The sequence below is a fragment of the Streptomyces sp. enrichment culture genome (assembly GCF_964272895.1).
Lineage (GTDB): Bacteria > Actinomycetota > Actinomycetes > Streptomycetales > Streptomycetaceae > Streptomyces.
Window position 1 is genome coordinate 3,026,285 of the sequence record NZ_OZ186832.1, and the last position, 13,139, is coordinate 3,039,423.

Sequence of the window (13,139 nt, forward strand, 5' to 3'; positions counted from 1 at the left end):
CCCGTCGGTGTCGTACTGCGGCCGGCCCGTGAGGCGTCGTACGACGGCTGGTCCGTGCGGCCCGTGGGTGTCGTACGGGATGGGGCGGACGGCCGGCTGTCCCCACCGGCGGCCGGCCGTGGCCGCGGTGACCCCTGGTGGCCGTGGCCGTGGTGCCCCAGTGGCCCGTGGCCGCAGGCCGGCGGTGACCCCCGGGGGCCGTGGCCGCCGGCCGGCGTCCGTCGTCAGTGGGCGGTGGACGGAGTGGGGCCGCCCGGGCTGGCGTCGCGGTCGGCGCCCTTGGCGGCCTCGGCCTCGCTGTAGATGTCGGGCTCGAGGTAGATGACGCGGGCGATGGGGACGGCGGCGCGGATGCGGGCCTCGGCGGCGTCGATGGCGCGGGCGACCTCGGCGGCGGTGTTGTCGTGGCGCACGGCGATCTTCGCGGCGACGAGGAGCTCCTCGGGGCCGAGGTGGAGCGTGCGCATGTGGATGAGGCCGGTGACGTCGTCGCCGTCGACGACGGCGTTCTCGATCTTGCGGACCTCTTCCAGTCCGGCGGCCTCGCCGAGGAGCAGCGACTTGGTCTCGGCGGCCAGGACGATGGCGATGACGATGAGCAGGACGCCGATGCAGAGGGTGCCGATGCCGTCCCAGACGCCGTCACCAGTGATGAGCGCAAGGCCGACGCCGCCGAGGGCGAGGATCAGGCCGACGAGGGCGCCGAGGTCCTCCAGGAGGACGACGGGCAGCTCGGGGGCCTTGGCGTGGCGGACGAACTCCTTCCAGGACTTGTTGCCGCGCAGGGCGTTGGACTCCTGGATGGCCGTACGGAAGGAGAAGGTCTCGGCGATGATCGCGAAGACCAGGACGCCGACCGGCCAGTACCAGTGCTCGATCTCGTGCGGGTGCTTGATCTTCTCGTAGCCCTCGTAGATGGCGAACATACCGCCGACGGAGAAGAGGACGATGGAGACCAGGAAGGCGTAGATGTAGCGCTCACGGCCGTAGCCGAAGGGGTGCTGCGGGGTGGCCTCGCGCTGGGCCTTCTTGCCGCCGAGCAGGAGCAGGCCCTGGTTGCCGGAGTCGGCGAGGGAGTGCACCGACTCGGCGAGCATCGAGGACGAGCCACTGAAGATGAACGCCACGAACTTCGCTGCCGCGATCGAGAGATTGGCGAGCAGTGCCGCCACGATCGCCTTGGTACCGCCTGACGCGCTCATGTGTTCGCGTTGTCCCTTCTTACGCAGCCGTGGGCATCGCCCGCGGCTTTGCCCGTCCTTTGCGGTGGGTCATTGTTGCAGCCCGCTCGGGCAGCGGCGCGCCAGGCTGTGGATGACGTCCGGTCAGGCGGCGCGCGCGGGCGGTCAGACGACCACGGTCGCGCGGAACAGCGTGCCCGCGCCGGACGCCTCGGCCGTTTCACCCGCGGGGACGAACACGGAGGCGCCGGGCGTGAGTTCGTGCTCGCCGACGCGGATCGCGCCGGCCGTGCAGAGCAGGATCTGCGGGGTGGCGCGGGTCAGGTCGTGGGTGGCGCCGCCGGGCGGGAGGACGTACCGGGAGAGCCGGAACTCGTCGATGGGGGTCTCGTAGACCTCCTCGCCGTCGGGGGCGGCCTCGGGGCGCAGCACGCCGGGGTCGGCGGCCTCGAAGCGGACGATCCGGAGAAGTTCGGGGACGTCGACGTGTTTGGGCGTCAGACCGCAGCGAAGCACATTGTCCGAGTTGGCCATGATCTCGACGCCGAGGCCGCTGAGGTAGGCGTGCGGGATGCCGGCGCCGAGGTAGAGGGCCTCGCCGGGCTGGAGGCGGACGTGGTTGAGCAGCATCGCGGCGAGGACGCCGGGGTCGCCCGGGTAGTGGTGGGCGATGCCGGCGTACGGCGTGTAGGCGCCGCCGAGGCGGGTGCAGGCGGCGGTGACCTCCGCGACCGTACGGGCCATCTCCTGCGGGTCGGCGCTCAGCACGGCGGTGAGCATCTCGCGCAGGGCGGCGTCCTCGGGGTGGGCGTGCAGCAGATCGACGTACGGCTTGAGGGAGTCGACGCCGAGGCCGTCGAGCAGGTCGGCGGTGCGCACCGGGTCCCGGAAGCCGCACAGGCCCTCGAACTCGGTGAGGGCGCAGATCAGTTCAGGCTTGTGATGGGGGTCCTTGTAGTTGCGGTGCGGGGCGTCCAGGGGGACCCCGCGGCGCTCCTCGTCGGCGTACCCCGCGCGCGCCTGCTCCAGGTCCGGGTGGACCTGGAGGGACAGCGGTGCCCCGGCGGCGAGGATCTTGAACAGGAAGGGCAGCCGCGGCCCGAACCTGGCGACGGTCGCCTCGCCCAGCTCCCGCGCGGGGTCCGCGTCGATGACCTCGACGAGCGTGCCGCGGCCGGTGCGCGAGGGCGCGCCGGGGTGGGCGCCCATCCACAGCTCCGCCTGCGGCTCACCGGTCGGTTCGACACCGAGCAGCTCGGGGATCGCGGTGGTGGAGCCCCAGGCGTAGGGGCGGACGGTGTTGTCGAGGCGGTCCATGCGCGTTCTGTCTGCTCTCTCTTCGTACGACGCGTGGGACGCGGAGCGGCTTTCCGCGTACGACGGTCAGGGCGTCCTGGGTTACATCAGGCTCCCGAGGCGAGCGCCAGGTAAACGGCGGCGAAATCCGTGATGGCGATCAGTTCCGCGAGGGTCTCCAGTTCGTCGCCGGACTCCGGTTCCAGCTCGCTGATCGGCGTGTCGTGGCTGAGGGCCAGGTCACGGGCGGCGGGGGCGGCGGTGAGGCTGCCGATCGGGCGGTCGCGCAGCAGCACCACGCGCGCGTGCAGGGCCGGGGGCTCCTCCACGCGGTCGCGGAAGAAGTCCTCCGGGTCGGCGCCGGCGGCCAGCGGGCCTGCCAGCAGGGCGCTGTGCGAGGCGAGCGCCTCGGGCAGTTCGGCGACGACCGCGGGGACGCCGGACAGTTCGGCGAGGGCGGCGGCGAAGCGGCGGCCGGCCGGGCCCGCGGAGGTGCCCTCGGTCCAGATCAGGGGCAGGGCGTCGGCGAGTTCGGCGGCGAGGGTCTTGGCGGGGTTGCTGTACGTGGCGATGGCCGGGCCGCAGCGTTCGGCGACCTGGTCGAGGCGGTCGGCGACCTTCTCCAGGGCGTCGGCGGGGGCGTCGACCAGGCCGACGCGGTCCAGCAGGGCGAGCAGCGGGGTGAGCAGGGCCCACAGCACTCCGGGGGCGGAGGCGGTGAGAGGCGGCTCGTCCTGTTCGTAGGGGGCGGTCGCCATGGGCACGAAGAGGCCGTGCGCCTTCGCCACGGCGTCGCTGAGCGGGGTGCCGGCGGGGGCGACGGCGACGACCGTGCAGCCGCGGCGGTATGCCTGCTCGGCGAGGAGGGACAGGCCCGGTTCGGTGCCGTCGGGGGTGGCGATGAGCAGCAGGTCGACGGAGCCGGTCCAGCCGGGCAGTTCCCAGCGCAGGGCGCCGGCCGCGGGGGCGACGCCGGTGGGCGCCAGGCGGATGACCGGGCTGCCGGCGCCGGCGAGGGTGCCGAGGAGGTCGGCGGCGCAGATGGCCGCGGCGCCGGGGCCAGCGATCAGTACGGCGCGGGGGCGGCCGTCGGGCGTCAGCCGGCCCACGCCGGCCTCGGCGGCGTGCCGGGCGGCGGTACGGACGCGGGCGCCGGCCTCGGCGGCGCCGCGCAGCAGCAGGCGCCTGTCGGCCTCCGCCAGGGCGTCCGGGGTGTCGAGCAGCGATTCGTCGAGCATGGGCGGGGGCCTCCGTCGCCGGGGTCGGTGCGTGGGCGCTGCGCTGGCCTGCGGGGCTGGGACGGGGGCCGTTACGCCGGGCGGCGGGCCTCGTCCACGAGGAGGACGGGGATGCCGTCGCGGACCGGGTACGCCAGGCCGCAGTCCTGACCGGTGCAGATCAGCTCCGTGTCCTGCTCCTTGAGCGGGGCGTGGCAGGCCGGGCAGGCGAGGATCTCCAGGAGGCCGGCTTCGAGCGGCATGGGGGCGTCCCTTCGGGGCGGTTGCTGTGTGTGCGTATGTGCCTGGTCAGCGTACCGCCGGAGGGGGTGCGGTGCGGGGGTACGGCGGGATGGGCGAGGTGGTGGGGGCGCGGGTGGCTGCTGCCGGCCGGGGGCGTTCGCAGGTGCAGGTGGGTGGGGCCGACGGGGGACGGGCGCGCGGCCCGGCGCGACGGGGTGCCGCTGCGCGTGGCGGCATCGGCGGGACCCATCTCCACGCCGGCCGCACGTCCCTGAAGGGGCGCGGGGAACTGCGCGACCGGCCACACGCCACCCGCACCCGCGCAGCCCCCGTGGCGCCACCCCGTGGGCGGACCTCAGCCCCGGATGATCGCCAGGGCCTCGTCGCGGACCTTGGTCATCGTCGCCTCGTCGCGGGCCTCCGCGTTCAGCCGCAGCAGCGGTTCCGTGTTGGAGGGGCGGACGTTGAACCACCAGTCGGCGGAGGCGACGGTGAGGCCGTCGAGGTCGTCCACGGACACGCCGTCGCGGCCTTCGTACGCGGAGCGGATCGCGGCGAGGCGGCCCGCCTGGTCGTCGACCGTGGAGTTGATCTCGCCGGAGCCCGCGTAGCGGTCGTAGGCGGAGACGAGGGCGGACAGGGGGCCGTCCTGGCCGCCGAGGGCCGCGAGGACGTGCAGCGCGGCCAGCATGCCCGTGTCGGCGTTCCAGAAGTCGCGGAAGTAGTAGTGGGCGGAGTGCTCGCCGCCGAAGATCGCGCCGGTGCGGGCCATCTCGGCCTTGATGAAGGAGTGGCCGACGCGGGTGCGGACGGGCGTGCCGCCGTTCTCCTCGACGACCTCGGGGACGGTCCAGGAGGTGATGAGGTTGTGGATGACCGTGCCCCGGCCGCCGTTCCTGGCGAGCTCGCGCGCGGCGACGAGGGCGGTGACGGCCGACGGCGAGACGGGGTCGCCGTTCTCGTCGACGACGAAGCACCGGTCGGCGTCGCCGTCGAAGGCGATGCCGAGGTCGGCGCCCTCCTCGCGGACGCGCGCCTGGAGGTCGACGAGGTTGGCCGGGTCCAGCGGGTTGGCCTCGTGGTTGGGGAAGGTGCCGTCCAGCTCGAAGTACATCGGCACCAGGGTCAGGGGCAGGCCCTCGAAGACGGTGGGCACGGTGTGGCCGCCCATGCCGTTGCCCGCGTCGACGACGACCTTCAGCGGGCGGATGGAGGTCAGGTCGACGAGGGAGCGCAGGTGGGCCGCGTACTCCTGCAACGTCTCGCGTCGCGTGACGGTTCCCGGCTTCCCGGCCGGCTCCGGTGCGCCCGACTCGCTCCACCGCTCGACGAGTTCGCGGATGTCGGCGAGACCGGTGTCCTGGCCGATCGGGGCGGCGCCCGCGCGGCACAGCTTGATTCCGTTGTACTGCGCGGGGTTGTGCGACGCGGTGAACATCGCGCCGGGCAGGTTCAGCGCGCCCGAGGCGTAGTACAGCTGGTCCGTGGAGCACAGCCCGATCTCGGTGACGTCGACGCCGAGCGCGGCCGCGCCGCGTGCGAAGGCTTCCGCGAGGCCGGGCGACGAGGGCCGCATGTCGTGCCCGACGACGATCGCGTCCGCCCCGGTCACCTGGGCGAAGGCGGCTCCGAAGAGCTCGGCGAGGGACTCGTCCCACTGGTCGGGGACGACCCCGCGCACGTCGTACGCCTTCACGATCTGCGACAGATCAGCAACCACGGCCAGCCTTCCTGAAAGTCCTGTCGGTCACCTCAAACTACCCGTACCGCAGGACGGCGCGCTGTGCGCTCCCGTCGCCGGACGCCCGGCGGGAGACAGCGGTTCAGAAGGGGTCGGTCAAGTGCGGGCGGGGCGGCGTCAGTTGTCCGGCGAGCGCAGGACCCGCAGGTGGCCGCGGCGGGCGACCTCCATCGGGTCGGCCGCGCGGGCGCCACCGGCCTGGGCGGCGCGCTCCTGCGGACGGGCCGCCTCGCGCACGGCGTTGGCGAGGGCCTCCAGGTCGTCGCCGCTGGGGCGGGCCGGGGCGGAGCCGTCGAGCAGGCGGACGACCTCCCAGCCGCGCGGGGCGGTGAGGCGCTCGGAGTGCTCGGCGCACAGGTCGTAGCAGTGGGGCTCGGCGTAGGTGGCGAGCGGGCCGAGGACCGCGGTCGAGTCGGCGTAGACGTACGTCAGCGTCGCGACGGCGGGTCGGCCGCAGGCGGTGCGCGAACAGCGACGTACAGGGCTCACGACGTTGGACGGTACCGCACTCTTGAGCGGGCCGCGACGACTCTCCACCAGGTCACCCCACCGTGTCGTGTTACGAAACGTCCCACAAGACCCATCTGTCATACCCCGCTGACCTGCACCGACATGCATATTCAGCGAATCCCGCAGCATCGGGTCCGGTCACCAGTCGGCACAAACCCCGTCATTTGCCTTGGCTTCGACGGTCTCGTAGAGATACGGAATCGAGCCCAAGCTTGGCTGGAATGGTCACTTGGCGACACGCCGAGCGGTGTGGCCGGATGCGGTCCGCGGCGGCGCGTGGGCGCCGGGCGCCCCGCGCGGGCGGGGACTACGCTTCGTCAGTGATGGACACCCCCGTACCGCCCCGTGCCACCGGCCCCGGGCCCCGCCGCCGCGACCGTCACGGCCGGGGCATGCGCGGCCCGATCGCGCCACCGCAGGTGCCGCTCGCGGCGAGCCGTGCCGAGTTGTTCGCGGATCTGGTGCAGGACTCCGTGGAACGGCTGGAGCGCCGCTGGCCGCAGCTCGCCGAGATCGACTTCCTGGTGCTGGAGGTGCCGCGGCCGGCCGCTCCCGGTGAGGGCTGGCAGGACGAGCCGGTGCCGCTGGGCGGCACGATTCCCGCGCGCGAGGGACGCCGCGCGCGCGTGGTGGTCTACCGGCGGCCGGTGGAGATCCGCACCAAGGGGCGCGACGAGCGCGCCGCCCTGGTGCACGAGGTCGTGGTCGAGCAGGTCGCCGAGCTGCTGGGGCTCACCCCGGAGACGGTGGACCCGCGCTACGGCGAGGACTGACCCTCAGCGCTGCAGCACCGACAGGTCCTGTTCCGCCTCCGGTACGGCGACCGTGCCGCGGTCGTCCGACAGGGTCTGCACGGTGAACGCGGGCAGGTCGTCCTGGGGCGCCCGCAGGGTCCGGGAGGCGTAGACGGGGCCGCCCGACACCGTCTCCACGGTCAGGGCGTAGGTGCCCTTGAGGCCGTCCGGCACGGGCAGCTCGACGTCCTGGGTGGTCCCGGCCTTCAGGCTGTACGTCTCGGTCACGGGTGTGCCGCCCTCGGTGCCGGCCGACGCGGTCACCTCGACCTTGGCCTCGCCCTCGGGCGCGGTCAGCGACAGGGTGGTGCCCTTGGCGGTGTTGGCGAGGACACTCGCGCGCGTGCCGACGGGGCGGGCGGCGGTGACGAACGCCGTCTCCTGGTCCTCGCCCTTGCCGCGGACGACCTGTACGGCGGCGACGACCGGCGCGGAGCGGTCCGTCGGGGTCAGCACCAGCGAGCCGGCCTCCCCGCGCGTGATGTCGCCGAGGTCGACGGCGGCGGTCATGCCCGCCTTCACATGCAGGGTCTCCTGCCCGGCGGGGGTGATCAGGCCGGACGGGGAGGCGAGGCGGACCTTGAGGTCGGCGTCGGCGCCCTCGGGGGCGAAGGCGGTCAGGCGCACCGAGGTGGCGTCCTTGGGGATGCCGGGCACGACGAGGCCGGCGGCGGGGTCGGCGGACGCGGCGAGCCAGTCGCCGCCGAGCTTGTCGTCCAGGGCGAGCAGCGCGGCGCCGACCCGGCCGCCGCGCACCTTGACGTGCACGGTCAGGTCCTGGTGCGCGCCGTCGACGACGGGGGGCAGCCGGACCGGCTCGGTCGACCGGGGGTCGACCGTGATGCCCTCGGCCTCGGCCTTGTGCACCGCGCCGTCCGGGCCGTAGACCTCGATGTCGACCTCGGCCGCGGTGTCGTCGGGGTTGGTGAGGTGGACGTAGTCCGTGCGGCCCGCGGCGGTGCTGGCGCCGGGGAACCAGAACTCGGTGTCCGGTTCGGTGCAGTTGACGCCCTGGAGGCCGCGGCCGAGGCCGGCGGTGACCTCGGTGGTCTGCTGGACGGTCCAGCCGGGCGCGGCCTTGCCGTCGGCGGTGCCGATCAGCGCGGGCGCCTGGGCGCCGGAGGTGTCGCCGCTGACGGGCGTGCCGGGTTCGCCGGGCCGCACGACGGGTTCCTTCCCGCCCTTGCCGAATGCCTTCCCGCTCGCGGGCAGCAGCTGTGCCGCGCCGTCCTTGCCGGTGCCCTGGGTGACGGGCGTGAACGACGTGTACGTCGTCTCGGCGAGGTCGGAGCCGCTGGGCTGCGGGCACAGCAGGGTGGAGCGCTCCACCGGCAGATAGGCGGCCGCGCGGGCGGTGCCGCTGCCGGGGGCGTCGGGGGCGGTGAGCGCGCCCAGGCCGGTGACGGCGGCGAGCGCGGCCGTGGCGGCGATCAGGGACAGGGTCGTGCGGTTCACTGCTGGCTCCCGTCGGGGCGCTCACTGCCGGTGTGGTGCGGGTGCGCGGGGTCGTACGCCTGGTCGTAGCCCTGGGGGTAGCCCTGGTCGTACGGCGCGGTCTGCGGGGTGCCGCCGTAGGCGTACGGGTCGTACTGGCCGGCCTGGTAGGGGTCGGTCCGGTAGGCGCCGGTGTAGGCGCCCTGCTGGTACTGGCCGGCGTACGGGTCGGCGGTCTCCCAGCCGTCGTAGGGCTGCTGCTCGGGCACGGTCGGCGCGGTCTCGGGCGGGGCGGCCGGGAACTCGTCGACGGGGGCGGGTTCTTCGGCCTCGGCCTGGGCGCGCAGGCGGCGGGCGCGGCGGCCCTCGCCGGCGGCTGCCTGGGCGGGGACCGGCGGCTCCTCGGGCAGGTCGTCGTCGATGTCGCGGCGGCGGCCGGGCAGGGCGAGGACGACGAGGACGAGGGCGAGGAAGCCCTGGGCCCACAGCCAGGCGGTGTGGCCGAGGGGGTCCTCGTAGGTGACGTCCAGGCGGCCGCCCTCGGCGGGCAGTTCGAAGCCCTGGGCCCAGCCGTCGACGGTGGTGCGGGTGAGGGGGGTGCCGTCGAGGGTGGCGGTCCAGCCCTCGGCGGCGGTGTCGGCCAGGCGCAGGACGCGGCCGTCGGGGCCCTCGGGCACGGTGGTGTGGATCTCGACCGGGCCGGCGGCGACGGGCACCGGCTCGCCGCCCTTGGGCGGGACGATCGTCGCGCGCGCGACCTCCCGGTCGACCTGCCACAGCGCGGTGCCGTTCTCCTCGCTGCGCCGGCTCAGACCGGGCGTGGCGTCCAGGACGCGGCTCACCTCGCGCGGGGAGCCCTTGCGGACGAGGACGTAGCAGACCGCGAAGTCGCCGAGCTGGTCGGCCTGGTCGGCGCCGGAGCCAGCGACGAGGTTGGCGACGACCTTGTCCAGGCCGGGGTTGGACCCCTGGGCGGCGGCGAGTTCGGCGTCACCGAGGCGGACGCCGGAGCCGCGGACCAGGGTGTAGGAGACGTGGGCGGCGGAGTCGCTGTCGATGACCAGGGTGCGCGGCAGGGCGCAGTCGGGGCCGTCCTCGGCGACGAACGCGGGCACGTGCGTGGGGGACCGGCGCTCCAGCGGGCCGTCGGCGCCGCGGATCATCCAGCCGGCGGCGACCAGCAGGGGGCCCGCGGCGGAGGCGAAGGCGATCAGCGCGGCGACGGGCTGGCGCCAGCCGAAGCTCTGCTCGGCCACGCGTGCGCGTGCCCCGTCGGCGCCGAGGACGGCGGCCCCGAGCAGGGCGAGGCCGTAGACGAGGGTGGCCGGGCCGGCCCAGGCGGAGCGGTTGGCCAGGACGGCGATGGCCAGACCGACCAGGGCGATGACCCAGGCGGTCAGGATGGCGGGGCGGCGCTCGGCGCGCAGCAGGGCGGCCAGTGCGGCGAGGACGATGCCGATCAGCATCAGCCCGTCCACGGTGCCGGGCCCGCCGGGGCTCGCGCCGAGCAGGTCGAGCGCGGAGGCGGTGGAGGCGCCGTGGTCGAGGCCGGCCTCGGTGAGGAAGCCGAACGGCAGCAGGGTCAGCGACCAGGGGGCGAGGACCAGCAGGGGCGTGCCGAGCTGGGCGAGCAGGCGCAGGCCCTGGGCCACGATGTCGTGTCGGCGCACCCCGAGCAGGAGGAGGCCGAGGACGAGGGCGGCGGGCCACACGACCGGCGTGAACGCGGTGGCGACGGTCAGCAGCAGGGCGTAGGCCCAGGTGGCGCGCCAGCTGCCGCGCGTGCCGGAGGCGAGGCCGCCGGCCGCGATGCCGGCGCGCGCGATGAGCGGCAGCAGCACGGCGAGGACGGCGGTGCCGAGGCGGCCGCCGGCGAGGGCGCCGGTGACGGCGGGCAGGAAGGCGTAGGCGACGGCGGCCCAGGCGCGCAGCAGCCGGGAGGTCACCAGCGGGCGGGAGGCGAAGTAGGCGCTGAGGCCGGCCAGCGGCACGGAGGCGACCAGCAGGACGGTGACGGCGAGCCCGGTGGAGCCGAGCAGCAGCGAGGACAGCAGGGCCACGATCGCCAGATACGGAGGTGCCGTGGGCGTGCCTCCGGCGCCGACCGGGTGCCAGGAGTCGAGGTATCGCGACCAGAGCTCACCGGCCGTCGCGGGCACGGGCAGCAGGGCGCCGCCGGCGAGCGCGCCGCCGCCGAGCAGGGCGCGGCAGGCGACCAGCGAGACGAGCAGCAGCACCAGGAACAGCACCGGGCCGGGCTTGCGGGCGATGCGCTTGAGCCGGGCGAACTGCTCGATCTCCAGGAAGTCGGCGTCGTCGCCGGGTCCGGACTCGACCGCGCCGCCGTGCCGTCCGGCGCCGGGGGCGGAGTCGGTGTCGGAGCCGCCCAGGAGGTTTCCGGCGACCTGTTCGACGGTGACGCGGACGGTCGCGCCGGGCGGCGGGAAGAGCGCTCTGAGTTCGCCCTTGTCGATCCGGGGACGGCCGCGGGTGCGCCGGCCGGCGATGATCCGCTCGGGCCGCAGCAGGACGCCGAGCAGGCCGCGGATCTCGTCGACGGCCTGTCCGGGGACCTTGCCGACGAGGTAGGCGAGGGTGCGCAGCAGGGTGCCGAGGACGATCCGGAGCAGGACCCAGGGAAGGGCGGCGGTGCGGGTGTTGACGAGCAGGGTGTAGACGGCGCCGGCCTTGTCGACCTTGTGCGGGGAGGCGCTGGTGCGGCCCGCGCAGTCGACGGTGCGACGCTCGCGGGAGGCGGCCTCGGCGTGTCGTACGACGGCGTCGGGGGCGACGAGGACGCGGTGGCCGGCGGCGTGGGCGCGCCAGCACAGGTCGACGTCGTCGCGCATCAGGGGCAGACGGCGGTCGAAGCCGCCGAGCTGTTCGAAGACGTCGCGGCGGATGAGCATGCCGGCGGTGGACACCGACAGCGCGGGCCGGACGTGGTCGTGCTGGCCCTGGTCCTGTTCGCGGCGGTCCAGGCCGGTCCAGCGGCGGCCGGAGTTGGCGATGGAGACGCCGACCTCCAGCAGCTGCCGCTTGTCGTACCAGCCGCGCAGCTTGGGGCCGACCACGGCCACGTCGTCGCGGCCGAGCTCCAGTTCGTTCTCCACGACGCGCAGCAGCTGGGCGAGGGCGTCGGGTTCGGGCGCGCAGTCGTCGTGCAGCAGCCACAGCCATTGGACGGGCTCGCCGTGCGGCAGCTCGGGCAGGTCGTAGGTGTCGTCGCGCCACTGGCGGGTGACCGGGTCCCAGCCGCTGGGCCGCTTCAGGTAGGGCAGGTCCTCGGGGGTGAGCCACGGGGCGGTGCGGTGGGCCTCCTCGACGGCCTGGCCGAAGCCGGTGCGGCGGGCGAGGTGGAGCACGCGGTCGGGGCCGAGGGCCTCGGTGAGCCGGGCCGCGGAGTCGTCGGCGCTGCCGGTGTCGGCGGCCACGGCGTACTGGACGGGGCGCTCCTGGCCGAGCAGGCCGGCGAGTGCGTCGGGCAGCCAGCGGGCACCGTCGTGGGCGACGATCACCGCGGTCACGACATGACGCGGGAACTCTGGTGTGGCAGCGCCGTTCTGCGCCGCCGTGTGGCTGTGCACGGACATCGAGGTACGGGCCCCGGTTCGCTTGGACTGCGGTGGACGCCTCCGTTCCCCTTGGGGGTGGCGAGGCGTCTCGGACGAGCGCCCACACTATCGGCTGGCCATGACGGCGGCCCGCCGCCTGTGGACAACCCACCTGCGACGGGCCGTTGGGACCGCGTCCTCGTACGCGCGTTTGACGCCTCGGTTCAGACGGCGGCCTTCTTCAGGCGGCGGCGCTCCCGCTCGGACAGGCCGCCCCAGATGCCGAAGCGTTCGTCGTTGGCGAGGGCGTACTCAAGGCATTCGGAGCGGACTTCGCAGGCGAGGCAGACCTTCTTGGCCTCGCGGGTGGAGCCGCCCTTCTCGGGAAAGAAGGACTCGGGGTCGGTCTGGGCGCACAGCGCGCGCTCCTGCCAGCCGAGTTCCTCGTCCGCGTCGTCGACCAGCAGTTGCTGCACCAGCTCGGTCATGTGCGCCCCTCGTCTGTCTTTCGCGTCCCCGTGATGTAGCCGTTACCGATTTCGGCTGAACGACACGAGTGAAATTACAAGTGTGCTGCTCCGGGCGAGTCAAGCCGAGATCTGCTATTGGGCCCCTTATTCACTCTGCGGAACCAAGGCCATGCGGAAAGTGTTCAAATCGCCATAAACCTTGACAGCACGCAAGGGCACCCAGGGGCCTCCGGCCCCGCACACACCTGTACGGAGAAGGACGGCCGGACGTTCGATCTCGTTCCGACACGCGGACCGAAGCGAACCGGATCACAGTCGGATCACGGGATCGCAACGGGGCCCGCGCGCCCGGTTGTGCGCCATGTGTCCCGAGGGACCGCTGAACAAACCTTTCACCACTCAGATGAACCGGATGAGGTGAAACGTGTCCCACATACCGGGCGTCGAGTTGACAGTGAAGGTGTGAACCGCTGTGCTTGTGGGCATGCTCGCGAACTTGGCACTCACCTCGACCCGCTCCGCCGGGTCCCCCGGTGCTGCCCCCGTTCGCCGTAGCTGTTGCTGTTGTCCCAGCTGTTGAGCCCGACGCGCGCTCCGGCTGCCCCCTGAGTCCACCGCGACTCGGCTGCTTGTTCCCGCCGCCCGCACCCTGGGCACCCCTGTCCCCCCGCGACCCGGGCGGACGGCCCGCGACACCCA

The 13,139-nt window shown here is 74.1% G+C and carries 10 protein-coding genes; 1 reads left to right on the plus strand and 9 read right to left on the minus strand.

The features are described from left to right. Positions 1-224: 224 nt before the first annotated feature. The 6 genes from ACSU6M_RS13665 to ACSU6M_RS13690 all read right to left on the minus strand — a co-directional run bounded on the left by ACSU6M_RS13665 (position 225) and on the right by ACSU6M_RS13690 (position 6,215). Positions 225-1,202 carry a cation diffusion facilitator family transporter gene (locus ACSU6M_RS13665; protein ID WP_437069911.1) on the minus strand — a complete coding sequence of 326 codons (978 nt, stop codon included), beginning with the start codon at positions 1,200-1,202 and terminating at the stop codon, positions 225-227. Positions 1,203-1,346: 144 nt separating this feature from the next. After that, the gene (gene manA, locus ACSU6M_RS13670; protein ID WP_437069913.1) at positions 1,347-2,498 is read right to left on the minus strand and encodes a mannose-6-phosphate isomerase, class I; all 1,152 of its coding nucleotides are present in this window, start codon (positions 2,496-2,498) and stop codon (positions 1,347-1,349) included. A gap of 86 nt (positions 2,499-2,584) precedes the next feature. After that, positions 2,585-3,715: an SIS domain-containing protein gene (locus ACSU6M_RS13675; protein WP_437069915.1), complete on the minus strand. Its 1,131-nt coding sequence runs from the start codon at positions 3,713-3,715 to the stop codon at positions 2,585-2,587. Positions 3,716-3,786: 71 nt separating this feature from the next. Then, entirely contained in the window at positions 3,787-3,957 is a 171-nt protein-coding gene (locus ACSU6M_RS13680) for a Trm112 family protein (protein WP_007382472.1), read from the minus strand. Positions 3,958-4,292: 335 nt separating this feature from the next. Next, positions 4,293-5,657, minus strand: a complete 1,365-nt coding sequence (locus ACSU6M_RS13685; protein WP_437069918.1) for a phosphomannomutase/phosphoglucomutase — start codon at positions 5,655-5,657, stop codon at positions 4,293-4,295. Between the two features lie 138 nt (positions 5,658-5,795). After that, the gene (locus tag ACSU6M_RS13690) at positions 5,796-6,215 is read right to left on the minus strand and encodes a DUF3499 domain-containing protein (protein ID WP_437069920.1); all 420 of its coding nucleotides are present in this window, start codon (positions 6,213-6,215) and stop codon (positions 5,796-5,798) included. A 296-nt stretch (positions 6,216-6,511) separates the two neighbouring features. Between ACSU6M_RS13690 and ACSU6M_RS13695 the strand changes: the two genes are divergently transcribed. Beyond that, entirely contained in the window at positions 6,512-6,961 is a 450-nt protein-coding gene (locus ACSU6M_RS13695; protein WP_437069922.1) for a metallopeptidase family protein, read from the plus strand. Positions 6,962-6,964: 3 nt separating this feature from the next. On the opposite strand, the gene ACSU6M_RS13700 is transcribed toward ACSU6M_RS13695, so the two are convergent. From ACSU6M_RS13700 to ACSU6M_RS13710, 3 genes are all read right to left on the minus strand, one after another. Continuing rightward, entirely contained in the window at positions 6,965-8,437 is a 1,473-nt protein-coding gene (locus ACSU6M_RS13700; protein WP_437069924.1) for a DUF5719 family protein, read from the minus strand. Next, complete coding sequence (locus ACSU6M_RS13705) at positions 8,434-12,009, minus strand: glycosyltransferase (RefSeq protein WP_437069926.1); 3,576 nt, start codon at positions 12,007-12,009, stop codon at positions 8,434-8,436. Before ACSU6M_RS13705 ends, ACSU6M_RS13700 begins: the two co-directional genes overlap by 4 nt. A 185-nt stretch (positions 12,010-12,194) precedes the next feature. Then, positions 12,195-12,458 carry a WhiB family transcriptional regulator gene (locus tag ACSU6M_RS13710; RefSeq protein ID WP_003975777.1) on the minus strand — a complete coding sequence of 88 codons (264 nt, stop codon included), beginning with the start codon at positions 12,456-12,458 and terminating at the stop codon, positions 12,195-12,197. Positions 12,459-13,139 lie beyond the last annotated feature (681 nt).